The sequence below is a fragment of the Nonomuraea sp. NPDC001636 genome (genome assembly GCF_040298265.1).
Taxonomy (GTDB): Bacteria; Actinomycetota; Actinomycetes; order Streptosporangiales; family Streptosporangiaceae; genus Nonomuraea.
Genome location: NZ_JBEOZT010000008.1, coordinates 1 through 26,688, shown reverse-complemented (window position 1 = coordinate 26,688; position 26,688 = coordinate 1). Strand labels below are relative to the sequence as shown.

Below are 26,688 nucleotides of genomic sequence, written 5' to 3'. Positions count from 1 at the left end.
ACACAGCCCTTGCCGACGATAGACGAGCCGGTTCCGCACAGGAACCGGGTCGCATGCGCCGACCGCCGCACACCAGGGAGAGATGCCGTGTCCGCCGCCTTGCTCTCACCGGACAACACCGCGATCCTCATGATCGACCATGCCGTGGGGTTCGGGAACCTGTTCCGCTCGCACGAGCTCACCGTGCACGTCAACAGCGCCGTCGCCCTGGCCAGGACCGCGCACCTGTACGGCGTCCCGCTGACCGTCACCCACGGCCGCGACACCGACCCGCCCGGCCCGATCTTCCCCGCGTTGCGCGCCGAACTGGCCGCCGGGGAGATCGTCGTACGGGACGGCGGTTTCGACGCCCTCGCCCATCCCGGCGTCCGCGAGCGGTTGAGCGCCGCCGGCCGCCGTCACCTGATCGTGTCCGGGCTGATGACCGAGGGATGCGTGCTGCAGACGGGGCTGTCGGCGATCCGCCAGGGCCTTCACCTGTACGTGGTCGAGGACGCGGTGGCCGGCGAGACCCCGCTCAGCCACCGCGCCGCGATGGCCCGCCTCACCGCTGCCGGGGCGATCCCGGTCACGTGGTTGTCCCTGGCCACCGAATACCAGGGGTCGTGGGGTCGCGGGGAGACGGTCCGGGGCTACACCGACCTGATCCGCGATCACTCGCCCGCCCTGGGCGCCAACCTGGTCGCCCTGGAGGCGCGTCAGGATGCCGGTCCGGCCGTCCGCGGATGAGCCCAGGTTGACCGTCAGCCGCAGACGGCCCGCCGCCGCGCCCCAGGTCCGCGAGGCGCGCGGTGTCCGCCGAGGTCGGGCCGGTTCACAGGGAGCCGATGCTCAGGGTGAGCGGGCCGGAGACGCCGGCGAGCCCCTGCGTGGTGAGACAGGCCAGCGGCTTCGTGCTGAACATGGCGAACGTGCCGGTCCACTGCGCCCCCTTGAACTCGCCGTCGACCACCACGCCCTTGATCAGGACGAGGCTTGCGGCGCCGTTGACCGAGACGGTGGACGTGGAGGACAGCGTGCTGGTGTCGCCGTTGTTCCAGGTGATCCTGCGGCTGCCCACCCTCGTGCCCGAGGTGCAGGAGAACGTCCCTGTGGCGGAGAAGGCGGACGTGGCCTGGACGATGGTGGGATCACTGCTGGAGACGCATTCGAGCAAGGGGGCCTGCCCGCTGACCGTGACCTCCCGGGGCTGATCGGTGAGGCCGGGGGTGTAGGTCACCGTCTGGGAGCCGGTGCACTTGGTGATCCCGATCGCGGCGCGGGCGCCGGTCGCGGGCGGGACGAGCATGGCGGCGGACAAGGCGATGAGCAGCGCGAGGCCGCCGATCGCCATCCTGGCGAACCGCGGCCCGCGTGAGCCGGACCCGACCGGCGTGACGCCCTTGAGGACTGACATTCCCTCTCCTGCCTACGACGCAATGGCCACAGTTGTCGGAACTCACTTGTCCCGGGCCGGAGAACCCAGAAACCTGCTACTTACCGTTACCATACACAAACATTAAGTCAACATTCCGGTCCAGGGCACCTCGGGCCGGAGCGGGAGTGACGGTGTGACCGTCGGCGCTGCGGCGGGTGGCGGCTCGGCCGAGTGGGGGGTCGCCCGTACGGGATCGCCCTCGCCGGTCCCGCCGCGTGAGGTACGGCGGCTCCAGAGAGGCAGGTCGGACAGTGGTCACACGCAGAACATTCCTCGGCACCGCCACCGCGGCCGGCGCCACGACGCTGCTCGGCGGCAACGTCCTGCCCGTCGCACACGCCGGCACCTCCCCGCCGGAGGCGGCCGGACAACGACCGGCGCGCGACGCGATCCGTGCGGTCAACGCCGACACGCGGCGGAACTACGCCGCGCTGAAAGCCGGCCTCGCCAACCACCTGAGCCCGGTCATCGTCGTCCAGAACGACCATCGGGGCGGTCTGTACAGCCTGGTCTCGAACGGGCGGGTACTGGAGTCGCTGCACCCGGTCGACGAGCTCTTCGAGCTGGCGAAGTCGATCGCCCACCTCCCGCTGGGCATCTTCACCGTCATCGCCCCGTACCTGCCCAAGCAGGTCCCGGCGTTCCAGAGCGCCCGCATCGACCCGCACGACCTGGACATGGTCGCGTTCAAGGGGCGGGAGGACGGCTGGATCCAGCCGCTCCAGGACGTCTCCGCCACGATGGCCAAGGCCCGGCGGCAACTCGACGAGGCGAGACTTCCGCCCGGCCTTCACCAGTCGTGCGCGAACATCCTCGACAGATCACGCGCCTTCATCGCGCACGCCACCCGAAGCCGCTCCTTCGACATGGATTCCTTCGAGGACTACTCGGGCAGCGTGTATCCGAACATCCGCACCAACATGTACTGGGCGTCCAAGGTGCAGATCGAAGGCGTCACGGACATCATGACCCGCTGGCGCGGACAACTCGGCGGCAACGCGTGGAAAGGCCTGTACGTCGTCGTCTTCACGATCTGGACCACATCCTCCCTGAACCAGAACTCCATCATCATCAGGAAGTTCATGGACCCGGCACAGGCCGACAGCCACCTGATCGACATGTCCACGGCCGAGCTCCCCTCCGACCCGATCGCCGTCGCCCTGGACAACGTCGCCCGGATCGTGCAGGACAAGATCGCCGCAGAGATGATCTTCTGCACCGACACGAAACTCGCCGACGCCCTCAAGGGCCCGGACGAGCTTCTGTCCGGCGAGATCCTGCGACTGCTCGGCCGTGCGCCCGACACGCAGGACCGGACATGCTGACGTCCTGGGCGATCGCCAAGCAGCCCATGTCCCCATCGACCACGTAGGAGCCTAGGAGTCCCTTCATGACCACCGTGATGCTGGTCCACGGCGCCTGGCACCGGCCGAGCACCTGGACGAGGCTGGAGCCCGAGTTGCACGCACTCGGCTACGCCACGCGCACGCCCGCGCTTCCGAGCGCCGGCGAACGTCCCACCGCGGGCATGCACGACGACGCCGCCGTGCTGGCCGCGGAGCTGGCCGCGGTCGAAGGCCCGATCGTGCTGCTCGCCCACTCCTACGGGGGCATCCCGGCGACCGAGGCCGCCGCCGGAGCGGGCAACGTCGAGCGGCTGATCTACCTGGCCGCGTACCTGCCGGACCGGGGACAGTCGTTGTGCACCCTCCACGGCCTGCCGGACCCCGACGACACGAGCGGCCTGTTCCCCCTCATCGACCAGCCACGCACCTCGCTCTACGGCGACCTGCCGGACGCCGAGGCCGAGCAGGCGATGAGCCGCCTGGTCAACCAGACCAAACGGTCCTTCGCCGAGAAGACCGACACGGCCGGCCGGCACGACATCCCCGCCACCTACGTCATCACCGAGCGGGACCGAGCCGTCCCGCCCGCCCTGCAGGAGCGGATGGCAGCCCGAGCCGCCGAGATCCGCAGGCTGGCCAGCGGCCACTGTCCGTTCCTGTCCCAGCCGCGCCGTCTGGCCGCTCTCGTCGACGACATCGTGCGGTCCGCGGCCGGCTGAACCCTGCCCGGCGCGGCCTGCACGCCGACCGGGAGGAAGGCTCGGCGCTGGAGGAGCTCGCCCGACCTCCAGGCCGGGCGGATCACGCCGCGTGCCTGGTGGGCAGCAGGACAGTCAGCAGCCAGCCGCCGTCCTCGGCCGGTCCGGCGGTGAGGGTGCCGCCGAGCGCGTGAGCACGTTCGCGCATGCCGCGCAGCCCCTGCCCGGAGGAGGGCAGGCTGAGCGGGGCGGCGGGCGGGGGGCCGTTGCGCACCTCGACGGTCAGCCCGCCGGGGGCCGCGGTGAGGCTCACCCGCACCCAGGTGCCCGCCCCCGCGTGTTTGAGGACGTTCGTGAGCCCTTCCTGGACGATCCGGGCAGCCGAGGCACGGGCCATCAGAGGCGCCCGCGCCACGTCGGGACCGATGTCGAGCTCGACGAGCAGCCCCGCCGCGCTCATGCGTTCGGCCGACCGGCGCATCACGGTGGCCGGGTCGGCCAGCAGGTCGGGCTGCTTGTCGGGGTCGCGCAGCAGGTCGAGCAGGCCGCGGAGGTCTTCGAGCACCTGGTGGCCGGTGTCGCGGATGTCGGTGAGCGCCTGGCTGGAGGGCCCGCCGGGGTCGGAGTAGCGGGCGGCGCCGGCTCGCAGGACCATGGCGCCGACGTGGTGGGCGACGATGTCGTGCATCTCGCGGGCGATGCTCTCGCGCTCGGCCAGCTGGTCGGCGCGCACCTGAGCCAGCGCGCGCTGTTGCGACTCGCCACGGCGCAGCCGTTCCGCCTGGTTCGCGGCCTGCCGGGCCCGCAGGTAGCGGCCGCTCGCCACGGGGGCCACGACGAGCGTCATCAGCGCCAGGACCCGCGTCGGCCGCGTCTCGGCGGCGGGCCCGGCGTCGGCCATCGCGGCGGTGAAGGCGGCGATGGCGAGAACGGCGACGAAGTAGACGACGCACGTCCAGAACCAGGAGGCCACGCGCATGGCGAACACGCCCACGGCGGCGAGGACGAGCATGACGCAGGTGGCCGTCGCCTCCTCGAAGTACTGGTCGGCCAGCAGCATGAGGACGACCTGAAGGACGAACACCAGCCCCGGCAGCCGCCGCGCGACGCCGAGGGACAGGCCCGCGAGCACCACCACCGATGCGGACACCCAGGCCGGCCCGCCGGCGGTGTCCCAGCCCGTCCAGGTGTTCAGGACGGTCAGGGTGAGCCCGCCGCCGGCCAGCAGGACGTCCGGAGTGACGTCGCGCTCGGGCAGGCGTCCGGCCGGGCCGCGCAGGTAGACGCCGATCAGGACGGGCACCACGACGGCCCCGGCGCAGTACCACCAGGCGTTGGCCGTGAAGGGGTGGGCGGGATCGGCCAGATTGACCGCGGTGGCCACGCCCACGACCAGGGCCGAGCAGGTCACGGTGAGCGGCCGCGTCCTGTGGGCGACGACGCCGAGGGCCGTCAGGAGCAGGATCTGCACGGTGTTGACGGTGAACGCGCCGAGCTGGTCGGTGAGGACGAGCAGCCCCGCCAGGTAGCCGGCCACCGCCACCGGCCACCGCCGCAGGAACCCCATCGGAGCCCCGGCCAGCACGGAGAAGGCGCCGCAGATCACCACGGGCGCCGACGCGGTCCCCCAGGTGTGCCACGTGGTCAGGACGTCGAAGCCGATGGCGGCCGTCACCAGCAGGACATCCAGCGCCTTGCCACGCCATCGCATGCGTCAACGGTATCCAGGCAGCTCCGGAGATCGATACTCCTGTAGGAGGAGACCCCCTCCTCCTCCAGGCTGGTCATGACTACAGGCTGGTCATGAGGACGGCGCCCGGCGACACGTGCCGCCGCCGTCCGGTCAGCCGGTGGACGTACGACTCCATCCACCGCGGCAGCCCCTGCCGCCGTTTCAACCAGCGTCGCATCCCTCACCCCGGGTTCCGGGTGGCGCCCGGCCCGGGCCCCGTGGCCGGGTTCACCGGCCCGCCCGCTGGCCGATCGGACGGATCGTCACCGTGTTGAGGTCGACGCCCTGACTGCCAGGACGGTGCGCCGCCGCAACCGTTCGGCCGGGAAGTCCACCGTCTTCCCGCGTACCGGCGGGTGTGTCACGCCGCGGTCTGCTGTATCGCGTCCTGGATCGGCTGCGCGCAATGGTTCAGTCCGTGGCGATGACGAGGAGCTTTCCGCGCACATGGGTGTGCACGAGATCGGCATACGCCCGCGCGGCTTCTTCCAGCGGATACCGCCGACTGATGGTGGCAGGCAGGGAGCCGGCCATGGCCTGTGCTGCCAGCTCCTCCAGATCTCCAGGGCGCGCGGTGCTGAAGACGGTGCGCACCGTCAGGTCGGGGCGGTCGAACGCGGAGGGCTCGGGGCTGGGAAAGGCGACGTTGAGCAGGTGGCCTCCTGGCCTGATGGCGTCGCTTGCTCTGACCAGGGTGGGGCCGGGCAGGGCGAGGTTGACCATGGCGTCGACGCCGCCGGGGTGGCGCCGCAGTGTCTCGGTGATCGTGTCGACCGTCCGGTAGTCGATCACCTCGGCGGCGCCCAGGTCGCGGACGTAGTCGTCGTCCTCGGGGATCGCGGTGGCGATCACATGTACCTTGGCGGCGGCCAGCAAGGGGACCACGGCGCCGCCGACCCCGCCCGCGGCCCCGGTCACCAGAACCCGTTCACCTGCCTCGAACCGGCCCTCGCGCACCACGGCCAGCGCGGTCAGCCCGGGTATCGGCAGGCTGGCCGCGTGGTCGGCGGCCAAGCCGTCCGGGCGTCGGGCGATGGCGGGGGTGTCGGCCTCGAAGACCGCGAAGTCGGCCATGGCGCCGGTGGTGAGGGATGGCGGAGTGGACAGCATCGCGGCGATCTTCGGTGTCGCGCGCGGCAGCCCGATTCCGAACACCTCGTCACCCGGAGTGAACCGGGTCACGTCCGGGCCGACTTCGGTCACCGTGCCGGCGAAGTCGCTGCCCGGCACATGGGGGAAGGTCAAGGGGGTCAGCTCGCCCAGCACCCCGCTGAGGGCTCGCAGGTCGGCGGGGTTGATGGCCGCGGCGCGGATGCGGACCTGGATCTGGCCGGGGCCGGGTCGTGGAACCGGAACGTCCTCGACGGTCAGGACCTCGGGCGGGCCGTACTGCTTCGCCACAACTGCTCTCATCATCGACTCCTTACAGATGCCAAGCTAAGTTGACCAACCGGTCATGTTGGTGACCCTAGCACGCAATATGACCGGTGGGTCAAGTTGCGTTAGGCTGGCGCACATGCCCCGAGCCGACGCCGCCCGAAATCGAAGCCTCCTCATCGACGCGGCCTCCGCGGAACTGTCCGAGCACGGCCTCGATGTCTCCATCGCGCGGATCGCCGCGCGCGCCGGCGTCGCCAAGGGGACGGTCTTCAACCACTTCTCCAGCAAGGAGGAGCTGGTCTCGGCGATCTTGTGCGACCAACTCGACACCCTCGCCGCGACCGGCGAAAGCCTGCTGGAGCAGTCCGATCCGGGGTCCGCCCTGCTGCGGTTCATGACCGCCGGCGCCGAACTCCAGGCCAACGATCGCGCATTCTGCGAGGCGGCCACCGCGGTCTCGCGCGCCCATCCCGCGATCAGGGCCGCCAGCGACCGGCTGGCACAGGTGGCCGAGGCGCTGACCGCACGCGCCCGGCAGGCCGGAGTCGTCCGGGCGGACGTCACCGGCCACGACATCGTGCTACTGCTCAATGCCCCCACCCAGATCGCAGCGCCGCTCGCCACCACACGATCCGACCTGTGGCAGCGCTACCTGCGCCTGATCTTCGACGGGCTACGACCGGAAGCCGCACACGAGCTGCCCGTCGCGGCACCAACGAGCGAGGACTTCACCACAGCCGCCACTCGCTGACATCGTCCTCCCCTCCCGACCGACCCGCCGCCCCGGCTTCGGCACAGCACGTTGCACCGAAAGGCTCATTGGACGATGAAGAAATACGTGCTCTTCGACCATGACGGCGTGCTGGTGGATACCGAGTTCTGGTACTACAAAGCCGCGGAACGCGCCTTCGCCGATGTCGGTGTGACATTGGACAAGGAACAATACCTCCGGGACATGAGCCAAGGCCTGGGCACGTGGGTCCAAGCCCGAGCCGCAGGCATCACCGAAAGGTCCATAAATGGGCTGCGCGAAGCTCGCAATGCCTATTATCAGGAATCCCTGAGAACTGAGGCCATTGAGATCGAAGGGGTCGTAGAAACCCTTGAGGAGCTGTCGAAGTACGTCCATATGGCCATCGTGACGACGTCGAAACGCGCGGACTTCGAGATCGTCCACGAGCATCGCCACATTCGGCGGTTCATGGACTTCGTTCTGGTCCGCGAGGACTACACGCTCGCCAAGCCGAACCCGGAACCGTACCTGACGGGCCTGAAGCGCTTCGGGGCCACCAAGGACGAAACGCTGATCGTCGAGGACTCCCCCCGCGGGTTGAGCTCCGCCTTGGCCGCCGGCATCGATTGCGTCATCGTCCACAACGAATTCGTCAAGGCCGCCGACTTGTCACAGGCCGACTACCGCATCGAAACGCTGGCCGAGTTGAAGGACATCATTCTCGGCGCCGCCTGAAAAGGTGCGCGGTAAATGGCTCGCTTGGTCGGTGTCGCGTCTCAGGGCTCACCGACGCCATCGTCCTGCCCCGGCCGCCTGCCCTGGAGAGGCGCACTCGACCGCCATGAGAGACATGCAGGCCCCATGCGCGGCTCACCCGGTCCGGAGAGCATCGTGGACGAGTTGCGTCCGGCTCGGGCGCATCAGCCACACGGCGGCGGCGAGCGTGAGCACCCAGCCGATCACCTCGATGAGCAGATGATCCGTTGCATTGGGGACGGATTGCAGCAGGTACACCCGGACGCTGTTGATCGCTCCGTGCGTCAGGACCGCGGGCCAGACACTGCCCGACCGCCGGCGAAGTGCGAGCAACAGCGGCGCCCATGGCAGCATGCCCGCGAAGTAGATGACGATGTCCCAGAGGGGACGATCACCGATGACGGCGAGGACCGGCAGGTGCCAGACGATCCAGACCAGACCGCTGACCAGGGCCAGCGGCCAGAATCCCCATGACGCGGCGCGCGTCGCCAGCCAGCCGCGCCAGCCGAACTCCTCGCCGATGGCGAAGACCGACTGCATGAGGAAGACCGGGACGATCCATATGGTCGCCGCGGAGATCTGGTCGAGCGGGTTGAGCTGCCAGATCCCCGACGCCAGCGCGATGGCGGTCTGAATCGCGGCGATCGCGGCGATGAGGCCGATGCCGACGCCGGCCCACTTGGGCGTGCCGCGCCACCTGATGGCGAACGTCTCCCGGTACGTTCCGGGCCGTCGGGCGAGCCACATGATGGTCGCCGCGAGCAGCGGGGACTGCTGCATGATCGGGGTGATCAGGTTGTAGAAGTCCGTCGGGACGAGCCGGAAGACCATCGGAACGGACAGCGCGAAACACAGCAGGACGGCGATCGCGAAGAACCACGTGACATCGCTGACGGTTGACCCGGCAGAACGGGAGCGCATGGAGGCCGCGGTCATGACGACCTCGTTTCGTCCGGACGCGAGGATCCGGCGGCGCCGACGAGCAGGACGACGCTGAGAGGTATGAGACGTGAGAAACGCACGACGTCGAAGCTAGGCCGCGGGAGTCGGCCCGGCCTCACCCGAAGGGGTGAACCTGGTACCACCCGTCAGGATGGAATCCGTGGCGAGGACGAGCCCGTTCTCGTAGGCGTAGATCACCACGCGCCCGCGGTCACGGATCAGCCGATCCGGCAGCTCCCATCAGGTCAGGGGTTTCCAGAAGTCGCAGCGGTGCTCGCGGGCGAGGTTCACCGCGCGGATCCCGTTCTGGCCGGGGGCGAGTGACAGCACCTGGCCGCCGCGCGCGTCGTAGGGCGGCCAGCTGGTCGCCCGGTCGCCGTTGGGGTCGCCGGTGTGGGCGAAGCGGGTCCAGTAGCCGATCATCTCGTCGGAGAGCCGCCGCTGCTCCGGTGACAGGTCATGGCCGGCGTACGCGCGCGAGAACAGGTACTGGAGTTCCCCGGCGTGGTAGGCGCCTGTCGGATAGCTCTGCGGGGCGGCCTCCTTGAACCACGGCGCCGTCCGGTCCGAGAACTCGTAGGCGAAGGTGGGCACGGACCGGACCAGCAGCTCGTTCGTCTCGACCGCGGGGCAGGCCCAGGCCCAGTCGGTGAGCGTGCTCGCCATCGCCCAGCTCGTCGAGCCCTTGTAGTCGCTCAGCGGGTAGCGGCGGATCACCTTCGCGGTCTGCTTGCCGTCCAGGCCCAGGAACGTGCCGAGCACCGCGGGGTAGTCCTTGGGGGCGATCGGGCCGCCCGCCTCGGCGTCGAAGCCGACCTGGAAGGTGACGTGCTCGTCCCGGGTGATGCCGTGCATGACCGGCACCTTGGCGAACTCGCCGGACCTGAGCAGGCGTACCGGATCCCGGGGCAGCACTCCGGCGCCGTAGGCCGGCGCGAGCCCGTGCGGGCCGACGGCCTTCAGCAGCACGGACACCGGCTTGGCACGCAGGCAGGCGGCCGCCGTGCGAAGGTCGGCGCAGCCGGCCGCGGTGGCGATCTCGACGGCCTGCCGCTCCGCCTGCGCCCGCGGCTTGGGACGCCAGGTCTCCGCGTCCGGTCCGGCCGTGCTCGGGGCCCATGGCCAGCGCAGGGTGCACGGCCCGCTCTGCATGATGACACGCTGGAACAGCCCCCGCGATCCCGGGGCGGTCAGGTGGACGCAGCTCGACATCCCGCCGGCGGACTCCCCGAAGAGGGTGACGTTGTGCGGATCGCCGCCGAACGCCGCCGCGTTCGCCCGCACCCAGCGCAGCACCGCCTGCTGGTCCTCGATGCCGAGGTTGCCGGACCCGTGCCGGGCCGGGCCGCCGTCCAGCGCGGGGTGCGCCAGGAAGCCGAGCGCGTTGAGCCGGTAGTTGAAGGTCACCACCATGACGTCGCCCTTGGCGGCCAGCCGTTCGGCGCCGTAGATCGCTCCGGAGCCGCCCAGGAAGCCGCCGCCGTGGATCCACACCATGACGGGCAGCTTCCCGGTGGTGCGCCTCGGTGTGGTGACGTCGAGGTACAGGCAGTCCTCGGCGGTGCTCGGCTTGTCGCCGATGAAGTCCATGACCTGGGCGCACGCGGGGCCGGGACGGGTCGCGGCGCGCACCCCCCTCCACCGGGCGGCGGGTCGCGGCGATCCCCACCGCAGCGGCCCCACGGGCGGCGCCGCGTACGGGATGCCCTGGAAGAGCCGGTATTCGTCGCGCAGCACGCCGCGGACCAGGCCTGTCTCGACGCGGACCAGCGCCGGATCATCACCGGCCCGGCGGCCCGCGGCCGTCGCCGGTGGGGCTGCGGCGAGCACGGTGACCAGGCAGGCGAGCACGGTCAGGGGCGTCCGAAGGACGTTTCTCATGAGATTCCTCAAGGTGGGTGAGACGGGAGAACCCTGGCTCAGGAGACCGGAGACCCGATCACTTCGACGGGGCCGCGCCGCATGGCGGACCGGGACGAGACGAGCGTGACCGGCACCACGATCAGCGCGATCACGGCGATCAACGCCGGGAGCACCCACAGCGGGCCCGTCGGCACGATCGATCCGACCGCGACGGCCGTGGGAAGGACGGTGAACGCGGCGATCACCGTGCCGGCCGCGATGCTGACGGCGGCCACGACGGAGACTTCCACGAGGAGCATCCGCCGTACCTGCCGGCGGGTCGAGCCGGCCAGGCGCTGGGCGGCGAACTCCCGGCGCCGGGACAGCACGGACACGGCCATCGTGTTGACGGCGGCCAGGGCGGCGTACGCGATGGCCAGCGCGGCCAGCAGGTAGCTGATCCAGGCCTGCACCCCCAGCTCCGCGGAGAACATCGCCGACAGACGGCTCCGGTCCCCGACGACGAGGCCCGGCCGGCCCGCCGTCTGCCGTTCGAGTCTGCTGACCAGCGTGTCCCGGCCCGACACGGCGCGTACGAGGATCGCGGACGGCAGGCCCGCGGTCGTGTGCGGGGCGAGCAGCGCGGCGGGCAGCACGACGGCGCCGTGGTCGGGGGAACTGTCGAGCAAGGCGACGACCTTCACCTCGACCGGAGTGCCGTCGCCGAGCCGTACCGTGATCCGGTCGCCCAGCCTGATCCCGAGGTCCTCCGCCTGAGCCGCGGGCAGGGCGGCGCTCTCGCCGGTGAGGTCGCGCAGCGAGCCCGAGGTGACCGCGGCGGCCAGGGTCGGCGCCTCGTCCTGGACGTCGATGCCCAGCAAGGTGCCCGGGTCGCTGCCGCGGGAGTCGTAGGGCTTCTCGATCCAGCCCTTGCTCGACACCAGCGGCGAGGCGCCGGCCAGGCCCGGTGTCCGGCGGATCCGCGCCAGAAGAGCGGCCGGGACGCCGGTCTCGGCGGTGATGACGGCGTCCGCCTGGAACTGCTCCACCTGGTGGCGTAGGGCGGCGTCGTCCTGGGTGGTCTGGGCGTACACGTTGCTCAGCGTGATGGCGGTGGCCAGCACGAGCGGCGTGAGCACGGATGCGAACTGCGCGGCTCTGACCCGCGTGTTGATGACGGCGAGCGCGCCGCCCTGCCCGCCGGTCCTCCTGATGAGGGGGGCCGCCCTGCCGACCAGCCGGTCGAGGAGTTCGGGGCCGACCAGCGCGACGGCGACGCCTCCGGTCAGGACCGCCGGGCCGCCCACGGCCGAGGCGGTGTCCGGGTCCAGGAACATCGTCGTCGCGGCCAGTGCCACGGTCGCTCCGGCCAGCACGACGGCGAGCAGCCGGCGCGTCGGCCCGACGGCCGCCGCCGGGATCGCGGCCTCGGCCAGTGCCTGGACGGGCCGTACCCGGGCGGCGGGCAACGCCGCGACGGCGGCGGCCGGCCACGGGATCAGCAGGGCCAGGAGGAACCCGGCGGCGAACGCGATGACGCTCGGCCGGAACTCCAGCTCCGGCGGCACGACACCGCGTTGCGCGCTCAGCTCGAAGATCGAACGGCCGAGCAGGCCCCCGAGCGGCGTTCCGGCGAGCGCGGCGAGCACGGACACGATCATCGTCTCGGCCACCACCATGCGATGGACCTGCCGGGGTGTCGCGCCGGCGGACCTCAGCAGCGCCAGCTCCCGCCGCCGCCCGCGGACCGAAAGACTGATCGTCGCGGACACCACGAGCGCCATGACCACGAGCACCAGGCCGCCGAAGACGCTCGACAGCAGGATCAGGGGCAGCCGGCTGGCGGCGATGCCGGGGAACTCGGCCCTGCCGCGATCGGCGCCGGTGAGGATCGTCAGGTCGGGGGGCAGCCGGCCCTCCAGCCGCCGCGCCAGGTCCTCGGCGTCCTCGGCCGAGGCGCCGGCGGCGGGCAGCACGCCGATGACGTCGGACGTCCCGGGGCGGGGGGAGAATCGCGTCGCGTCCGAGGCCGAGAAGAAGATCGCAAGGGTGTCGACGCGGTGTCGTGGCTGGGCGACACCGGTCACCGTGAAGGGCTGCGACTGACCGCCGACCACGACGTCCACCGTGTCGCCCGGCTGCTTGCCCGCTCGGCCGGCCAGGGCGGCGTCGAGCACGACCTGACCGGCGACGCGCGGCTCCGCACCCCGGGTGAGCGCGTACGGGGCGAGCGCGGCGGAAGCCCACCCGTGTCCCGTCAGCGGCGTCCCGAGCAGCCGGCCGCCCACGACCACGGCCGCCGGGAAGGACACGTCCGGGATCGCCCGGCCGACGCCGGGAACGCCGCGGACCTGGTCCGCCAGGGACGTGTCCACGCGCGGCCGTTCGGTGTAGGGGACGGTCTCCGACTCCTCGTCGGGCAGGTGGAAACCGACTGATCCGGCGATGACGACGGGGGCCCCGCCGAGCCGTTGCGTCGAGGCTTCGAGGCGGACGGCCGACTCGAAAAGCCCGGCGCACGCGATGAGGAGCGCGCAGCCCAGCAGCACGGCGGCGAAGGTGGCGAGGGACTGCGCGGCGCGGAAGCGCAGGCCGGCAAGGGAGAGCCTGATCATCGCCGGCCCCGCGCCGTCTCGTGCGCCTCCGCCGGGGAGCCGAGCCGGGACAGCCGGTCGGCCACCTCCGTGACCGTGGGCGAGGAGAGCTCTGCCACGAACCGGCCGTCGAGGAGGAAGATCACGTTGTCGGCGTACGACGCGGCGACCGGGTCGTGGGTCACCATCACGATGGTCCGCCCGGTGCGGGCGAGGTCGCGGATCAGCGTGAGCACCTCGACCGCCGTCCGGCTGTCCAGCGCTCCCGTCGGCTCGTCCGCGAAGATCACCGGTGCTCTGCTCGCCAGCGCGCGGGCGATGGCCACCCGTTGCTGCTGGCCGCCGGAGAGCTCGCCCGGCCGGTGCGTGATCCGGTCCTGGAGGCCGACCCGGCCGATGACCTCCGACACCCAGGCGGGGTCGGGGTCACGGCCGGCCAGCAGGTCGGGCAGGGTGACGTTCTGGCGTACGTCGAGCGCGGGCATGAGGTTGAACGCCTGGAAGACGAAGGCGACGTGATCGCGGCGCAGGAGGGTCAGGTCGGTCTCGCTCATCCCGGTCAGCGACCGGCCGGCGAGGGTCACCGTGCCGGAGGTCGGCTCGTCGAGCCCGGCCGCACAGTGGAGCAGCGTGCTCTTGCCCGAACCTGACGGCCCCATGACCGCGGTGAAGCTGCCCGCCGGGAAGCCGACGGACACCTCGGCGAGCGCCGTCACCGCGTTGTCGCCGTCTCCGTGGGTCTTGCGCACCCGGTCGAGCAGGACCGGCGGGTCAGCCGGCGTCATCGTGAGCCTCCCGACAGCCGGCCGCGGTACTGCCCTTCGGCGGCGAGCCACACCACGCCCACCACGACCCCGCCGGCCACCACGCTCCATAACCACCACGGGTCGGTCAACCGCGCGGTGACGGCACAGATCACCAGCCAGACGACGAACTGGACCAGGACCATGCCCGACCACACCAGCGTGACGACGCTCAGCAGGCGCGGCAGGACCGTCGGCCCCATGCCCGGCAGGCCCGTCAGGGCCGCGCCCAGAGCGTCCCGGGTTCCGGCGGTGGACGCCTTGGCGTGCCGTTCGTCCGCCTGCTCTGCCGTGATGGATCCGCCGAGCCTGGCTCGGTCGATCCAGTGGGCCGCCGCCTGGCGCTCGGCCGGCGACACGGGGATCCGGCCGGGGGTGAGGAGGCGGCTCGGCAACGTCCGTGCGCTGCTTGCGTCACTCACTTCCGGCCTCCGGCTTCTGGGCGCGAATCAGTGCAGGACATGACAGGTCTCCGATTTCTTGATGTGGCGGTTTCGTCGAGCAGCGGCGCAGCCTTGCGGCGCCGCTGCTCGACGGATGCGTGAGAGTCGCATCCTTTTCTCGGCTTTTCGATCCTTTCGGGCCTATTGCGTAGGTGCCACGACCGCGGCCGTTCCGGCGCCGGGGGCCGCGGGGGCGGTACGGCGAGCGCCGCGCAGCAGGCTGACGCTGACGGCGAGGGTCCACAGGCTCCAGAGGGCGCCCATGCTGGCGGTGGTGCCCCAGCCTTGCGCGCTGTAGAAGTCGGCGGCGTCGTCGCCGAAGTACACGGCGGGCAGGAAGGCGAGGTTGACCGCAGCCAGGACGTAGGCCGAGCGTGCCACCCAGCGCGGGAGCAGACCGAGCCGGGACACCGCGATCCCCAGGGCGATCAGGAAGAGGCCCATGAGCAGCCTGGAGACGGCGCCCTGCATGAGGTACTGGGCGCCGGCGAAGGGCCCTTCCATGGTGGTGTCGATGTCGTGGTCCACCGTGATCGCCGCGCCCACCTCCATGGACTGCGGGACGAACACCATGGCCACCCACAGCAGGCCGGCGTTCTGGACGATGCCGGCGACCCAGTCGTAGGCCGGGTCGACGTGGCGGATGAGCTGGCGGAGCCCGACGAAGTAGACGATGTAGACGGTGCAGCCGGTGATGCCGAGCAGGCTGCGGGTCAGGACGTCCCAGTCCGGCGGGGTCTCGTAGATGAAGTAGAGCGGGACCTGGATGACGATCAGGAGACTGGCGACCAGGCCGGACAGTCCGGCGTACCTGCGGATGGCGGTCTCGGACACGACGGTGTCCTCCTCACGAGAGGGGTGACAAATAAAACTGGGATCTCGTTAACTGATCCTCAACGTAGCCGTAGCGCCCCACTAATACAACCCCGGTTTTCTTAGGTGCCCGTTTCGGTGTTCAAAGGAGACCTGAGTAGCGTTAGACTGGTGGTCACGCGAGCGAAGGAGCATGTGTTGTCCGAGGACCGCCCGGCACCGGGCACGATGCGACCGCGCGGGCGTACCGAACGGGTGCGCGCCGCCGTCCTGGCCGCCACCCGTGCCGAGCTGGAGGCCCATGGGTACGCGGAGCTGAGCATGGAACGCGTGGCCGAGATCGCGGGCGTCGCCAAGAGCACGGTGTACCGGCGCTGGCGCGACCCGGTGGGCCTGCTGGTCGAGCTCATCGCCGACCTGTCCAGCTCCGAGGTGCCGCTCCTGGACACCGGGTCGATCGAGGTGGACCTGCGCGGGCTCGCGGTGGGCATCCACCGCTTCTACAGCGACCCGGTCTGGCGCCCGGCGATGCTCGGACTGATCTCGGCGGCAGTGCTGGACCCGAGGGCGGCGCAGGCATTGGCCGACTTTTTCCGCACCCGCAACGACCTGGCCGCCGAGTCGGTGCGGCACGCGATCGAACGCGGCGACCTCCCGCCCGACACCGACCCGGTCCAGGTGATCCGATCGGTCGGCGCGCCGTTCTACTACCGGATGCTCGTCAGCCATGAACCCATCGACGAGACCGTCGCCGAACAGGCCGCCGCGGCCGCCATCGCCGCCGCGAAGGCGGGAGCGTATCCCGTCCGGCCGGATCAGAAGGGTTGACAGGTGCGTTCACCGAGGTCCGGTCGCTGGTGATGCCGTCGTTTCCGTACAAGACGGTCGCGGTGACCGGTTCGTAGCATGGGCGCAGGCGTTCCGCCGCTGCGTCGGCATGGCGCTGCGGCCCGCCTGCCGATCCACCTGGCGACTCCGCGTCGCCGGACCATGAGGAGAACAGCACATGCGTGATCTGATCTATACCGGTTTCATGTCGCTTGACGGCGTTGTGGACTCCCCGGGCGGTGGGCCCGGCGAGGAGCACCGCAGCGGCGGCTGGGTGGTCAAGGACATCGAATTCGTGCCCGAGGCCTTCTCGCTGAAGGGCGAGGAGCTTGAGGAGACGACGGCGCTGATGTTCGGCCGCCGGAGCTACGAGGCGTTCGCGCCGATCTGGCGCGACTCGGATGACCACGCCGCCTACAAGGATCTGCCCAAGTACGTGGTCTCGACCACGCTGTCCGAGGACGCCCTCGTCGAGGGATGGGGACCGACGACGATCCTGCGCTCGGCCGAGGACGTCGTCGAGCTCAAGAAGAGCGAAGGTGGCGCGATCTTCATCCATGGCAGCGCGGAGCTCGCCCGGCGGCTGTCGGAGGCGGGCCTGATCGACCGGTACCACCTTCTCGTCTTCCCGGTGCTGCTCGGGGCCGGGAAGAGCCTGTTCACCGAAGCGGACAGGGACAAGCAGGTGCTCAGCCTCAGGGCGTCGGCTGCCTACCCCAACGGGATCGTGAAGCTGATCTACGACGTCGTCAGCTGATCCAGGTCCAGGGCGATCGCACCGCCGGTGCCCTCTCGGAGTTGCCGCGCCGTACGCCCCACGTACCGGCGCAGCGCACGGGCCAGGTGTGGCTCGTCGAAATACGCCAGCCCCGAGACGACATCGGCGACCGGGACGCCGGCGGCCAGGAGCGCCGAGGCCCTGCGTGCACGCTCGATCTGCCGTACAGCGCCCTGGGTCAGCCCGGTCGCCGCCCGGAACCGGCGTTCGACGGTTCGTCCCGAGACCGCTGGACGATGACCTCGGCGAACGTCGGCGACGAGCGGGTCACGGACCAAGGCCCCGGCGCGGACCAGACGGCCGACCAGAGCCTCGGCGTCGTCGGGGGCCGGGAATTCCCAGCGGACGCCGTCCAGCACGAAGGTCCTGCCCGTGGTGTCAGGGAGCTCGATGCCGCCGTCGACCAGGGACGGCGGGGGGACGGCGCGCAGCGACGTGCCTACGGCGAACTCGATGCCGACGAAGGTCGAGCCCTCCGGCACCGGCGCGGTGCCGGACCTGGTCTCGGGACCGGAGATGCCCGCGTGCGCCCTGCCCTCGCGCTCCCAGAAGACAAGGCCCCAGCTCACCGCTGCGACGGAGGTCATCTCCGCGACGTGCTCGCTCGTACAGCTCCACACGGCCTCGACCCACGGTGAATCGGACGCGCGTGTCTCGAACCGAAATGCCACGAAGGAAGAATACGCGCGAGGGCGTCCGGTCCCGCGAACGGATCATGGGCGAGACGCAGGGAACTGGTGAGGAATTGCCAGCAAAAAGCCCCTTACGTTGATCGCGACACCGATCCGTCCCGGGCCCCCTCGTGAACGCGACCCTGACCATGGTCGCGTTCACGTGCTCGGCCCCGCTTGTGTCCCCGGCAGCCGCCGCGACCGGCACGGCGGCACCGCTGCCCACCGACGTGCGGATGAACTCCTCCCAGGCTTTCGACATCAGCGACCGGGGACGGGGCGTCGGCTTCATCGACCACTACTGGGCGGGTGGAAGGCAGATCCGGGAGTCGTTGTCGACCCGCCGGGTGTGCCCCCGGGCGTCGAGGTACTCCAGGAGCGGCACGGCGACGCGGCGGCTCGTTCCCAGGGCCGTGCGGGCCTGGCTGACGGTGAAGGGCGCGGGCAGCGCGCTCAGCACGGCGACCGCCAGCTCCGGCGCGTCCGGCAGGAGGACGACGTTCCGCCCGATGTGCAGCAACGCCGCCGCGCGCATGGCCGCGCCGAGGGCGGCGCCGGTCAGTCGCAGCTCGGTCAGGCGCTCGGCGGTGGGGGCGTCGAAGGGACGCCCGGCGAGCTCGCTCCGCAGCCGGGCGACGGCCTTCTCGACCTGCGGCGGCATCAGCGCCCGCGCCGGGTCGCCGTTGACGATCACCCCTGCTCTGACCGTCAGCGGCTCGGCGACGAGCGCCCGTGCCAGCCGCCGGTCGGGCAGGTCGAGCAGCCTGGCGGCGGCCTCCACCGTGATCCCCTGGTCGCGCTGCGACACCTGCTCCGTCAGGCGGCGCCGCAGCTCGGACCAGTGGCCGGGGTCGGCGAACCAGTCGCCCGTCACCGGCGGTCCGTCAGGGGCGGCGCCCATCGCGGTCAGCTCGGCCCGGCTCAGCAGGCCGTGCCAGCGCAGCAGGTCGGCGGCGGTGGGCACGGTCACGCCGGCGAGCGCGGCCCCCCTGACCGCCGCGGCCCCCCGTCGCCGCAGGGGGGCCGGCCGTACGTCCAGGACGCGCACCCCCGCCACGATCATCCGGCGGCCGGGATCGCGGAGCAGGCCGTGGTCACCCGCCCTGAGCGGCAGGGGCCGGGCGAGGGTGAGCCGGGCCGTGCCCGCGCCGAGAGGGCGCAGCCGGACCGGGACGGCGGCGGAGCCCAGGTGGAAGACGAGTTCCCGGCCGACGTCCGCGCCGGGCTCCAGGCGCACGTCCGCCGACTGGGTGGTGATCCAGGCGTCCGGGGTCAGCAGCGGGGTGCCCCGGGGCAGCGTGTCGCGATCGGCGCCCCGGACGTTGACGGCGACGCGGGCCGTCGCCGACACCGCGTCCCGCCGCTGGTTGAGCGCCTGCAGGCCGCGGACCTGGAGCCGGTCCGGCCCGGCGAGCAGTTCGTCGCCCACCCGCAGCGTGCCGTGCGTGAGCGTGCCGGTGACGACGGTTCCGGCCCCGGTGACGGTGAACGCCCGATCGATCCACAACCGCACCGGGCCGTCCTGGCGCGGTTCCGGGAGGCCGGCCGCGAGCCGGTCGAGCGCGGCGGACAACTCGGGCAGTCCCTGCCCGGTCCGGGCGCTGACGGAGACGGCGTCGATCCCCGACAGGCTCGTCCCCTCCAGGTGGAGGCGGGCCTCCGCCAGCGCCGGCCCGGGATCGGCGAGGTCAGCACGGGTGACCACCAGCAGGCCGTGCCGTACGTCCAGGGCGTGCAGGGCGGCCAGGTGCTCGGCGGACTGGGCCCGCCACCCCTCGTCCGCCGCCACCACGAACATGACCGCCGGGCATGGGCCGACGCCGGCGAGCATGTTGGTGACGAACCGTTCGTGCCCGGGAACGTCGACCAACGCGATCTGCCGGCCCGAGCCGAGCGTGGTCCAGGCGAAGCCGAGGTCGATGGTCATGCCCCGGCGTCGTTCCTCGGCCCAGCGGTCAGGGTCCATCCCGGTGAGCGCGCGGACCAGGGCCGACTTGCCGTGGTCCACGTGCCCGGCGGTGGCGATCACCCACATGCGCGCTCGGCGGCCGTCAGCCTCCGGTCGGTGCCTGGTTCGCCCGGACCGCGCGGCCGGGTGAGGACGGCGGGGCGGATCACCCTCAGCCCGTCCGCGATCCACGCCTGGAAGCCGCCGATCACGTCGGTGGCGTTCGCCAGCCCGATCTGCCTGAGGGCCGAGGCGGCCAGGCTGGAGGAGTATCCCTCGTCGCACAGGACGATCCAGCGGACGTGCGCCGAGGTGGCCTCGGGGATCCGCGCGTCGCAACGTGGATCGAGCCGCCACTCCAGATGGTTGCGTTCGATCACGATGGCGCCGGGCACCTCGCCGCCGCTGCGCCGCTGGAACTCCGGCCGGGTGTCCACGATGAAGGCGTCACCACGACTCGCCGCGGCGAAGGCCTCGGCGGGCGGCAGGCGGCGCAGCCCGGCACGCGCCCGGGCCAGTAACGCGTCGATGCTCAGCAGGACTCCAGGGGTGAGGTCTGGCGGAGGCGGACGGGAATCGAACCCGCCGCGCCGAGATGCTCGGCGCCATCGGTTTTGAAGACCGAGAGGGCCACCAGGCACCCGGACGCCTCCGCTGGTGATCTTAACCCGCTCCGGGGCTCCGACTGAAGATCCTTCTTACCCCGGACCACTCACTCGCAGCCGGTGACCACGGCGCCGAAGGTGATCCACTGACGTCTGGCCACCTCCGGCGACGAGGTGTACAACTGGATAATGATCTTCAAAGGTGTACGCAGGGGATCGATCTGGGCGGCGCTGGTGGCGCTGCTGCCGTCCTTGACCGCTTGTGCCGCCGGGGAGGCCGACGCGCGCGCGGCGGCGCAGTCGTCCGGCCGGCCGGGAAGCCTGGCGAATCCGCGGGTGCTGAACTGCGCGAACCGCAACGGCGAGTTCCCGGGAGAGAAGACGGCGAGCCGCACGGCCGAGCCGGACGACCTCGTGGTGGGGCCGTTGCTCATCCCCGGGCTGCTCGCGTGGGGCGGCGCACGGGCCGAGCAGTACGGAAGCGACCACAGGTTCAAGGTCGGCGCGCTGGTCAGGAAGGGCAGGACGATCACGGTGTCCATCCCGGCCAAGTTCCACGACAGCGCCGGCCTGCTCTACTCCGAGCCGGCCAGGAACGCCCGCACGCCGGCCGAGGCCGATCATTCGGTGTCCTTCACCGCGTGCTCCGACCACGACACGATGTTCGTCGGCGGCTTCTACGTGAAGGAGCCGGCGTGCGTCCCGCTGGAGTTCCGGGTGCCGGGCGAGCCCGTCGTCCGGCGTGAGATCTCCTTCTTCAACGGCGCCTGCTGACCTTCGACGCGCCGCCCGCGCGAGCGGCGGGCGGCGCGTCAGCCCAGGAACGACGAAGCGACGACGCCGGCGAACACGACCGTGAGCAGGCCCAGCATCAGCCGCCGGACCGGCTTCTCCTTCTCCATGAGCCAGTCGATCAGCCACATCGGCTCAGGGATCTCCACCAGGTCCTTCGACGACGGCACGATCGCGACCAGCGCGAAGCCCGGCCAGGTGAAGCCGATCGCGTAGGCGAGACCCGCCCACCACGGCACCAGCCCGAACAGCGTGACGCCGAGCGCGGCCCAGGTGAGCGAGGTGACCCTGAACGTGGTCAGGACCAGGCCGGTGTCCAGCCCCCACAGGAGGGCTCCCCTGGCCGGGCCGAACCGGTAGAAATGCTGCTGCGGAGTCTGGCGCCGCCACATGGGCGTGCGCAGCCCGAACAGGCCGGAGTCGATCACCAGGCAGGCGAGCATCACCGTCGCCGCGGCGAGCTTGGCGCCCGTCCCCGGCATCCCGCCGAACAGGCCGGAGCCGAGCAGACGCACCAGCCCGTACGCGAGCAGCGCGGAGAGGCTGAAGCCGAGCATGAGCATGAGGATCGGCCGGTACATGGGCTTCTCCCCGGGAACTCTCCCCTGAACCAGGGGGCGGAGGTATCCGACGAAGGAAAGGCCTCAAAAGCTGAACAACTGCGCGAAGCCCGCGCTCGCGATGAGCAGGAGCAGCGCGAAGGTCAGCCAGGTGTCAAAGGACACGACATCCTCCATCCGGAGTGGCCGGCCGCCGCCATCGCGGCGGACCGGCCACCCGGTCGCTGTCAGCAGCCGTTGGCGTTGACGGTCCAGCCGGCCGAGCAGATGAACGGGCCCGAACCGCAGTCGGCGCCCTTCGTGCACTCACCGCAGGCGTACTTGCGCTGGTACGGCGCCGAGCCGCTACAGCACTGCCACACCTTCATGCTGTATCCGGAGGGGCAGACGTACTGTCCGCTGCTGTTGGTGCTGCAGAACTTGTTGGGGAGGGCGAGGTTGCAGCAGCGCCAGTTCGCCGCCGCCGCCGGCTTGGTCATCACGGTGGCGCCCGCGACCGCGCCGATCGCCGCGACACCGACCCTGCCCATCCAGCCGAGGAATCCTCGCCGGTTCGACGCGTCCGGTCCTTCCGACATTTTGTGGAGGTGATCCATATTGGCCTCTCTGGCCGTGGGGTGAAATCGGATCAGTGCCGTACGGAGGGCTTGCCGGCCAGGTTGTGCTTGTAGGGAACAGGGGCGGCCGCGTACATCTGCCTGACCGTCGGCACCGTGTGGGCCCGTGTCAGCTTCCCCTCGGTGACGTGGAGTGCGACGGGTGTGATGTCGAGCCCGATGCTGCCGACGATGCTCTCGTCCTCGTCGAGGACGACCCGCTCGCCGTACAGCCCGAACTCGGCGATGAACTCGTTGCCGTCCCCGGACACCGGGACGACCACGACCCACATTGATGGCGGCACCGCTCCCCCACGCAGTGCCGACGCCAGGTTGTGGCAGGTCTCGCACTTGTTGGACAGGAACAGCACCATGGCCCGCTCGGCCTCGTCGAGGGCCGCCGGCAGGCCGAAGCGGCTCGGCGGGGCACCCTCCAGGGTGCCCAGCTCCACCGGGGTGGGCTTGTCCTCCATGTCGAGGTAGCCCCGGATCTGCTTGACCTGCTGGAACAGTTCCACCTGCGCGCCGATCTGGACGAACAGCACCACGGCCAGCAGGCAGATCACGATGAGCAGCACCGTCGTCATGCGGCGTGCACCTCCGCTTCGGGTTGGGTGGGGTCGGGAAGCACCATCCGGTCCTCCCGCAGCGGGCGCAACAGGCGCAGTTCGGCCCTCAGCTTCCAGGCGACCATGGCCAGCAGCGCCACGGCCAGGCCGAGCAGGCCCTCCTGCCCGGTCCAGGTCGGCGGGTTCGCCTCGGCCAGCACGACGAGCGCCGACCACAGCGGGAGGTACAGCACCTGGCGCCAGCCGAGCACCGCGCCGCCGTTCCCGAAACAACCGCATTTGATCTTCTCGCCACGGCTCAGCGCGCGGATCCCGGCGCCGGCGAACGCCAGCGCCAGCAGCACGATGAGCGCGCGGGGCCACGAGGCGGACGGCGCCACCGTCAGGCCGATCACGGCCAGCGTCTCGACGCCGATCACCGCGATCGCGGCAGGCCTTCCCAGGGCCGCCGGACCCAGTTGTGCGATGGTCCGGCCGAGTTCGCGGTGGGTTATGGTCTTTGACAGTGTCGCAATCAGGAAAACCACGATGAGTACGACCTGAGCAGCGGCTCCTGTCGCAACTGCCGCATTCAGATTCATCCGTCGCTCCCGTCAGGGTCGGATGAACGAAAAGTATGGTACGGGCCTTAAATGATCAACTCTTGACAAGATCGATTTCGCGGGATACCCGAGGACGGCGCCCGGCCGGTCGCGCTTTGAGCAACTGCTCACCGTCGCCCGGCCGTAGGTCAGCCGGCACGCCGTGCCACGAAGACGAACTCTTTCCCCGGCCGATCAGGCGCGTCGCGAACGTCCTCCACCACATATCCGTGGGCGACCAGATCTCTCTCGACCTCTTCCCGCTCCCGGAAACGCAACGTCGAATCCGACGTCAGCACCTGTCCGTCCGCGGCGAAGACGTAGGTCCAGCGGAACGTCACCAGAGGCAGGCTCACCTCGACCAGCTGGACCCAGCTCTCGACGGGGCCGACGCCTGTGATCTCCGTCACGCGGTGGGAGAGCTCGCGCGTCCACCCCTCCCAGGCGCGCCGGGCCGGATCGCGGGTCTCGAAGACCAGCCGCCCTCCGGGCCGCAGCGCTTCGCGGGCTCCCCGCAGCGTCTCCCGCCAGAGGTACGGATCAGCGACGGCCTGGGCGACGTTCGCCGTCATCGTCGCCAGATCGACCCGCAGCGACGGCAGGTCCGTCGCGTCACCGCGGATCCAGCGCACTCGCTCACCGCCGGGCTTGACGCGCGCGACGTCGATGGACGCGCGGGCGGGATCGACGCCGACGACCTCGATCCCGCGATCGGCCAGAAGCAGCGCGAACACCCCTGTGCCGCAGCCGATGTCCAGCACTCGGCGCGCCTGGAACTCCTCCGCCATCCGGAGGTAGGCGTCGAGATCACTGCGGTCGGGGTCGAGCGGATCGTAGATCGCGGCCAGTCGTGGATGTCCGAAGCACTCGTCAGCCATACGGCCGAACGTACGCGGGGCCGGGAACGAACGGCTACCGGGTTGCGCCGGGGTGGCGGTCGAGCAGGTCGGCGAAGGCCGCCGCGGCGTCGTCGGCGCGCGCCGGGTCCGCCGCAACCATGCGGTCGAGCGCCAGGCCGTCGAGTGTGGCGAGGATGAGGTCGGCGAGCGGCTCCGCCTCGCCCGCCGCGACGCCCAGGGCGAGGAGGCCGCCCCGCAACGGCTCGCGCCACGGCCCGCGCAGCTGCTCGACGGCGGCCCTCCAGCGTTCGGGTTCCTTGGCGGCGAGGACGGAAAGGTCGAGATAGAGCCGGGTGGCCTGCGTGCCGCTGGGGTGCGCGAGGCTGGACCACAGATGCCTGACGAGGTCGGCGACGCTGCGCACCGCCTCGCCAGGAGGTTCCGCCGCCGCGGCCAGCCGCTGCTGCGCGAGCGCGAGGGCGGCGCCGACGAGCCGTTCCTTGCTGCCGAAGTGGTAGATCAGCATGCGGTCGCTGGTGTTCAGGGCGGCGGCCAGCGGACGCAGCGACAACCCGATCAGACCGTGTTCGAGCACGTAGTCCAGCACTTGCCCGGCCAGCTCGGCACGACGATCCATGGCTCGACCGTAGCAGTCTCCCCAGTCGATGTAGCGCATGCTACATTCATAAGCATGTAGCGGCTGCTACACATAAGGGTGGTGGCGATGATCTCGAACAGGACGGCGCCCGTACTCGCACCGCTGGCGTGGGGAGCGGTCGCGGGGGTGACTACGCCGCGCGGGCCGCTGACCCCGGCAGCGGCGCTGACCAGCATCGGGCTCAGCCTGGTCGTGGGCGGGGTCGCCGGATACCTCGCCAGGTCGCGATGGGCGATGATCGCGGCGCCGGCGGTGTTCGCCACGGTGTTCGAGATCGTCCGGACCGGCGCGGAAGGGCCTAGCGTCGACGCGCCGCAGGGTGGGCTGTTCGGAGTGCTCGCGCTCCTCGCCGGGCGGGGCGTGCACGGGCTGCTCGCGTTGCTCCCGATGTTCGTCGGCGCCGCCTGCGGAGCCGGCCTCGCCCGTTCAGGACAGGGCACCGGCCTTGCCCGAGCGGGATCGGGCACCGGCCTTGCTCGAGCAGGATCGGGCACCGGCCGCGTCCGGCGCCGGCTCGGCCGGACGCTGGTCGGCGTGCTCGCGGTGATCGTCGCCGCGCCGGCGATCGGCGTCGCGCTGCCCGCGAGCACCGCCCCGATCGCCGGTGGGCGTGCCGTCGCCGAGCTGACCACCGTCCCGAGCGGCTCCCACCGGCTCGGGCTGATGATCCGCGGCCGGGACACGGCCAAGCCGGTCCTGTTGTTCGTCCCCGGCGCGCCCGGCGCGGCCGAACGCGGAGCGGTGCGCAGGCACCTGTCCGCGCTGGAGGACCACGTCGTCGTCGCCACCCTCGACCGGCGCGGCGGCGGCAGCTCCTACCCGGCGCTCGAACCCACCGCCACGCTGACCCCGGCGAGCGAGACCGGCGACATCCTCGCCGTCGCGAACTACCTCAGGACCCGATTCGGCAAGGACCGGATCTACCTCCTGGCGCACTCCGGGGGCACCCTGCCGGCGGTGCTCGCCGTGCAACGGCGGCCCGAGCTGTTCCACGCCTACGTCGGCGTCGGCCAGGCAGTGAACACCGGCGCCGCCGACCGCGTCCAGTACGCCGACACCCTCGCCTGGGCGCGCGGCCACCATGACCGCGACCTCGCCGCCGCGCTGGAAGCCGTCGGGCCCCCGCCCTATGCCGGCATGTACGGCTACGAGCCGATGCTGCGCGCCGAGGGCAAGGTCTACGCGACCGGCAACGGACAGGGCGGCCTCGACGAAAGCCTGGCGGCGCCCGAATACTCCTTGCTGGACAAAGTGCACCTCGTCACCGGCTTCCTCGACGCCTACGACCGCTACTACCCGCGGGCCCGCGACCTCGACCTGCGGACGCGCGTCCCGCGGCTCGCCGTCCCCGCCTACTTCATCGACGGCGCCGGCGAGGTCCCGGCACGCAGCCGGCTGCTGGACGACTGGTACGCCGCACTCGTGGCGCCCCACAAGGAACACACCGTCCTGCCCGGCGCCGGGCACCGGTCGCTGTACGAGCAGCCGGACAGGTTCACCGGCATCCTCGTCGGGCGCGTCCTGGCCCCTTGAGAGGCAGGCGTGCCACGGTTGGGAAAGGCATGAGCGCGGGTACGAATGGCCGTGGCCCCCCGTTGACCGAACGATGATCACGGGGGACTCATGGCGCACAGCAACAGCCACAAGCAGCAGCAGCTCGACCAGTATCGGGTGGATTCCGCCAACACGCGCTACACCACCGACCAGGGCGTGCGCATCGACGACACCGACAACTCGCTGTCGATCGGTGAGCGCGGCCCGACG

27 protein-coding genes and 1 tRNA gene are annotated in these 26,688 nt (G+C 71.1%); 9 read left to right on the top strand and 19 right to left on the bottom strand.

Going from position 1 to position 26,688, the window contains the following annotated elements; translation table 11 throughout:
• Positions 1–87: 87 nt before the first annotated feature.
• Complete coding sequence (locus tag ABT158_RS17465) at positions 88–729, top strand: isochorismatase family protein (RefSeq protein ID WP_352354325.1); 642 nt, start codon at positions 88–90, stop codon at positions 727–729.
• Between the two features lie 85 nt (positions 730–814).
• Here the strand turns inward: ABT158_RS17465 and ABT158_RS17460 are convergent, their stop codons facing one another.
• Entirely contained in the window at positions 815–1,396 is a 582-nt protein-coding gene (locus ABT158_RS17460; RefSeq protein ID WP_352354323.1) for a hypothetical protein, read from the bottom strand.
• 272 nt (positions 1,397–1,668) lie between these two features.
• Between ABT158_RS17460 and ABT158_RS17455 the strand changes: the two genes are divergently transcribed.
• Entirely contained in the window at positions 1,669–2,742 is a 1,074-nt protein-coding gene (locus ABT158_RS17455) for a twin-arginine translocation signal domain-containing protein (protein WP_352354321.1), read from the top strand.
• Between the two features lie 65 nt (positions 2,743–2,807).
• The gene (locus tag ABT158_RS17450) at positions 2,808–3,482 is read left to right on the top strand and encodes an alpha/beta hydrolase (protein WP_352354319.1); all 675 of its coding nucleotides are present in this window, start codon (positions 2,808–2,810) and stop codon (positions 3,480–3,482) included.
• A gap of 82 nt (positions 3,483–3,564) precedes the next feature.
• Here ABT158_RS17450 and ABT158_RS17445 read toward each other — a convergent pair whose 3' ends face one another.
• On the bottom strand, positions 3,565–5,172 hold the full coding sequence (locus ABT158_RS17445; protein ID WP_352354317.1) for a sensor histidine kinase: 1,608 nt from the start codon (positions 5,170–5,172) through the stop codon (positions 3,565–3,567).
• Positions 5,173–5,604: 432 nt separating this feature from the next.
• Positions 5,605–6,609, bottom strand: a complete 1,005-nt coding sequence (locus ABT158_RS17440) for an NADP-dependent oxidoreductase (protein ID WP_352354315.1) — start codon at positions 6,607–6,609, stop codon at positions 5,605–5,607.
• Between the two features lie 100 nt (positions 6,610–6,709).
• Here ABT158_RS17440 and ABT158_RS17435 point away from each other — a divergent pair, with 100 nt between their 5' ends.
• Positions 6,710–7,324 (top strand): TetR/AcrR family transcriptional regulator, encoded by a 615-nt coding sequence (locus ABT158_RS17435; protein WP_352354313.1) that lies wholly within the window; start codon positions 6,710–6,712, stop codon positions 7,322–7,324.
• A gap of 75 nt (positions 7,325–7,399) precedes the next feature.
• Positions 7,400–8,041 carry an HAD family hydrolase gene (locus ABT158_RS17430; protein WP_352354311.1) on the top strand — a complete coding sequence of 214 codons (642 nt, stop codon included), beginning with the start codon at positions 7,400–7,402 and terminating at the stop codon, positions 8,039–8,041.
• A 135-nt stretch (positions 8,042–8,176) separates the two neighbouring features.
• On the opposite strand, the gene ABT158_RS17425 is transcribed toward ABT158_RS17430, so the two are convergent.
• From ABT158_RS17425 to ABT158_RS17400, 6 genes are all read right to left on the bottom strand, one after another.
• Entirely contained in the window at positions 8,177–8,998 is an 822-nt protein-coding gene (locus tag ABT158_RS17425) for a CPBP family intramembrane glutamic endopeptidase (protein WP_352354309.1), read from the bottom strand.
• Between the two features lie 246 nt (positions 8,999–9,244).
• Positions 9,245–10,885 (bottom strand): carboxylesterase/lipase family protein, encoded by a 1,641-nt coding sequence (locus tag ABT158_RS17420; RefSeq protein WP_352354307.1) that lies wholly within the window; start codon positions 10,883–10,885, stop codon positions 9,245–9,247.
• 38 nt (positions 10,886–10,923) lie between these two features.
• The gene (locus tag ABT158_RS17415; RefSeq protein ID WP_352354305.1) at positions 10,924–13,461 is read right to left on the bottom strand and encodes an FtsX-like permease family protein; all 2,538 of its coding nucleotides are present in this window, start codon (positions 13,459–13,461) and stop codon (positions 10,924–10,926) included.
• Complete coding sequence (locus ABT158_RS17410) at positions 13,458–14,225, bottom strand: ABC transporter ATP-binding protein (RefSeq protein WP_352354303.1); 768 nt, start codon at positions 14,223–14,225, stop codon at positions 13,458–13,460. The genes ABT158_RS17415 and ABT158_RS17410 overlap by 4 nt, the downstream gene beginning before the upstream one ends.
• Complete coding sequence (locus ABT158_RS17405; protein ID WP_352354301.1) at positions 14,222–14,665, bottom strand: DUF1707 domain-containing protein; 444 nt, start codon at positions 14,663–14,665, stop codon at positions 14,222–14,224. Before ABT158_RS17405 ends, ABT158_RS17410 begins: the two co-directional genes overlap by 4 nt.
• A 162-nt stretch (positions 14,666–14,827) precedes the next feature.
• Positions 14,828–15,520, bottom strand: coding sequence for a hypothetical protein (locus ABT158_RS17400; RefSeq protein WP_352354299.1), 693 nt, complete (start codon positions 15,518–15,520; stop codon positions 14,828–14,830).
• A 177-nt stretch (positions 15,521–15,697) separates the two neighbouring features.
• Between ABT158_RS17400 and ABT158_RS17395 the strand changes: the two genes are divergently transcribed.
• Positions 15,698–16,327 (top strand): TetR/AcrR family transcriptional regulator, encoded by a 630-nt coding sequence (locus tag ABT158_RS17395; protein WP_352354297.1) that lies wholly within the window; start codon positions 15,698–15,700, stop codon positions 16,325–16,327.
• A 178-nt stretch (positions 16,328–16,505) separates the two neighbouring features.
• Positions 16,506–17,084, top strand: coding sequence for a dihydrofolate reductase family protein (locus ABT158_RS17390; protein WP_352354295.1), 579 nt, complete (start codon positions 16,506–16,508; stop codon positions 17,082–17,084).
• Here ABT158_RS17390 and ABT158_RS17385 read toward each other — a convergent pair.
• The 4 genes from ABT158_RS17385 to ABT158_RS17370 all read right to left on the bottom strand — a co-directional run bounded on the left by ABT158_RS17385 (position 17,066) and on the right by ABT158_RS17370 (position 20,377).
• Complete coding sequence (locus ABT158_RS17385) at positions 17,066–17,776, bottom strand: helix-turn-helix domain-containing protein (protein WP_352354293.1); 711 nt, start codon at positions 17,774–17,776, stop codon at positions 17,066–17,068. The genes ABT158_RS17390 and ABT158_RS17385 overlap by 19 nt on opposite strands.
• Before the next feature lie 298 nt (positions 17,777–18,074).
• Complete coding sequence (selB, locus tag ABT158_RS17380; protein WP_352354291.1) at positions 18,075–19,811, bottom strand: selenocysteine-specific translation elongation factor; 1,737 nt, start codon at positions 19,809–19,811, stop codon at positions 18,075–18,077.
• A complete protein-coding gene (locus ABT158_RS17375; protein WP_502911542.1) occupies positions 19,802–20,161 on the bottom strand; it encodes a rhodanese-like domain-containing protein in 360 nt (119 codons plus the stop codon). The genes selB and ABT158_RS17375 overlap by 10 nt, the downstream gene beginning before the upstream one ends.
• Before the next feature lie 120 nt (positions 20,162–20,281).
• Positions 20,282–20,377: transfer RNA gene (locus tag ABT158_RS17370), tRNA-Sec, on the bottom strand.
• 141 nt (positions 20,378–20,518) lie between these two features.
• Here ABT158_RS17370 and ABT158_RS17365 point away from each other — a divergent pair.
• Complete coding sequence (locus tag ABT158_RS17365; RefSeq protein ID WP_352354289.1) at positions 20,519–21,103, top strand: hypothetical protein; 585 nt, start codon at positions 20,519–20,521, stop codon at positions 21,101–21,103.
• Positions 21,104–21,141: 38 nt separating this feature from the next.
• Here the strand turns inward: ABT158_RS17365 and ABT158_RS17360 are convergent, their stop codons facing one another.
• The 6 genes from ABT158_RS17360 to ABT158_RS17335 form a co-directional block, all read right to left on the bottom strand.
• Entirely contained in the window at positions 21,142–21,702 is a 561-nt protein-coding gene (locus ABT158_RS17360; protein WP_352354287.1) for a hypothetical protein, read from the bottom strand.
• A 206-nt stretch (positions 21,703–21,908) separates the two neighbouring features.
• Entirely contained in the window at positions 21,909–22,211 is a 303-nt protein-coding gene (locus ABT158_RS17355; RefSeq protein WP_352354285.1) for a hypothetical protein, read from the bottom strand.
• A 98-nt stretch (positions 22,212–22,309) separates the two neighbouring features.
• The gene (locus ABT158_RS17350) at positions 22,310–22,864 is read right to left on the bottom strand and encodes a hypothetical protein (protein WP_352354283.1); all 555 of its coding nucleotides are present in this window, start codon (positions 22,862–22,864) and stop codon (positions 22,310–22,312) included.
• A complete protein-coding gene (locus ABT158_RS17345; RefSeq protein ID WP_352354281.1) occupies positions 22,861–23,427 on the bottom strand; it encodes a MauE/DoxX family redox-associated membrane protein in 567 nt (188 codons plus the stop codon). Before ABT158_RS17345 ends, ABT158_RS17350 begins: the two co-directional genes overlap by 4 nt.
• Positions 23,428–23,576: 149 nt before the next feature.
• Entirely contained in the window at positions 23,577–24,305 is a 729-nt protein-coding gene (locus tag ABT158_RS17340) for a class I SAM-dependent methyltransferase (protein WP_352354279.1), read from the bottom strand.
• A gap of 34 nt (positions 24,306–24,339) precedes the next feature.
• Positions 24,340–24,903, bottom strand: a complete 564-nt coding sequence (locus tag ABT158_RS17335; RefSeq protein ID WP_352354277.1) for a TetR family transcriptional regulator — start codon at positions 24,901–24,903, stop codon at positions 24,340–24,342.
• Between the two features lie 87 nt (positions 24,904–24,990).
• Here ABT158_RS17335 and ABT158_RS17330 point away from each other — a divergent pair, with 87 nt between their 5' ends.
• Positions 24,991–26,457, top strand: coding sequence for an alpha/beta fold hydrolase (locus ABT158_RS17330; protein ID WP_352354275.1), 1,467 nt, complete (start codon positions 24,991–24,993; stop codon positions 26,455–26,457).
• The last annotated feature ends 231 nt before the right edge of the window (positions 26,458–26,688 follow it).

Bases quoted from the DNA above. Each gene is read 5' to 3' on its own strand.
- ABT158_RS17460 (WP_352354323.1), bottom strand. From the start codon at position 1,396: ATGTCAGTCCTCAAGGGCGTCACGCCGGTCGGGTCCGGCTCACGCGGG.
- ABT158_RS17450 (WP_352354319.1), top strand. From the start codon at position 2,808: ATGACCACCGTGATGCTGGTCCACGGCGCCTGGCACCGGCCGAGCACC.
- ABT158_RS17445 (WP_352354317.1), bottom strand. From the start codon at position 5,172: ATGCGATGGCGTGGCAAGGCGCTGGATGTCCTGCTGGTGACGGCCGCC.
- ABT158_RS17440 (WP_352354315.1), bottom strand. From the start codon at position 6,609: ATGATGAGAGCAGTTGTGGCGAAGCAGTACGGCCCGCCCGAGGTCCTG.
- ABT158_RS17435 (WP_352354313.1), top strand. From the start codon at position 6,710: ATGCCCCGAGCCGACGCCGCCCGAAATCGAAGCCTCCTCATCGACGCG.
- ABT158_RS17430 (WP_352354311.1), top strand. From the start codon at position 7,400: ATGAAGAAATACGTGCTCTTCGACCATGACGGCGTGCTGGTGGATACC.
- ABT158_RS17425 (WP_352354309.1), bottom strand. From the start codon at position 8,998: ATGACCGCGGCCTCCATGCGCTCCCGTTCTGCCGGGTCAACCGTCAGC.
- ABT158_RS17420 (WP_352354307.1), bottom strand. From the start codon at position 10,885: ATGAGAAACGTCCTTCGGACGCCCCTGACCGTGCTCGCCTGCCTGGTC.
- ABT158_RS17415 (WP_352354305.1), bottom strand. From the start codon at position 13,461: ATGATCAGGCTCTCCCTTGCCGGCCTGCGCTTCCGCGCCGCGCAGTCC.
- ABT158_RS17410 (WP_352354303.1), bottom strand. From the start codon at position 14,225: ATGACGCCGGCTGACCCGCCGGTCCTGCTCGACCGGGTGCGCAAGACC.
- ABT158_RS17390 (WP_352354295.1), top strand. From the start codon at position 16,506: ATGCGTGATCTGATCTATACCGGTTTCATGTCGCTTGACGGCGTTGTG.
- selB (WP_352354291.1), bottom strand. From the start codon at position 19,811: ATGTGGGTGATCGCCACCGCCGGGCACGTGGACCACGGCAAGTCGGCC.
- ABT158_RS17365 (WP_352354289.1), top strand. From the start codon at position 20,519: ATGATCTTCAAAGGTGTACGCAGGGGATCGATCTGGGCGGCGCTGGTG.
- ABT158_RS17360 (WP_352354287.1), bottom strand. From the start codon at position 21,702: ATGTACCGGCCGATCCTCATGCTCATGCTCGGCTTCAGCCTCTCCGCG.
- ABT158_RS17355 (WP_352354285.1), bottom strand. From the start codon at position 22,211: ATGGGCAGGGTCGGTGTCGCGGCGATCGGCGCGGTCGCGGGCGCCACC.
- ABT158_RS17350 (WP_352354283.1), bottom strand. From the start codon at position 22,864: ATGACGACGGTGCTGCTCATCGTGATCTGCCTGCTGGCCGTGGTGCTG.
- ABT158_RS17345 (WP_352354281.1), bottom strand. From the start codon at position 23,427: ATGAATCTGAATGCGGCAGTTGCGACAGGAGCCGCTGCTCAGGTCGTA.
- ABT158_RS17340 (WP_352354279.1), bottom strand. From the start codon at position 24,305: ATGGCTGACGAGTGCTTCGGACATCCACGACTGGCCGCGATCTACGAT.
- ABT158_RS17335 (WP_352354277.1), bottom strand. From the start codon at position 24,903: ATGGATCGTCGTGCCGAGCTGGCCGGGCAAGTGCTGGACTACGTGCTC.
- ABT158_RS17330 (WP_352354275.1), top strand. From the start codon at position 24,991: ATGATCTCGAACAGGACGGCGCCCGTACTCGCACCGCTGGCGTGGGGA.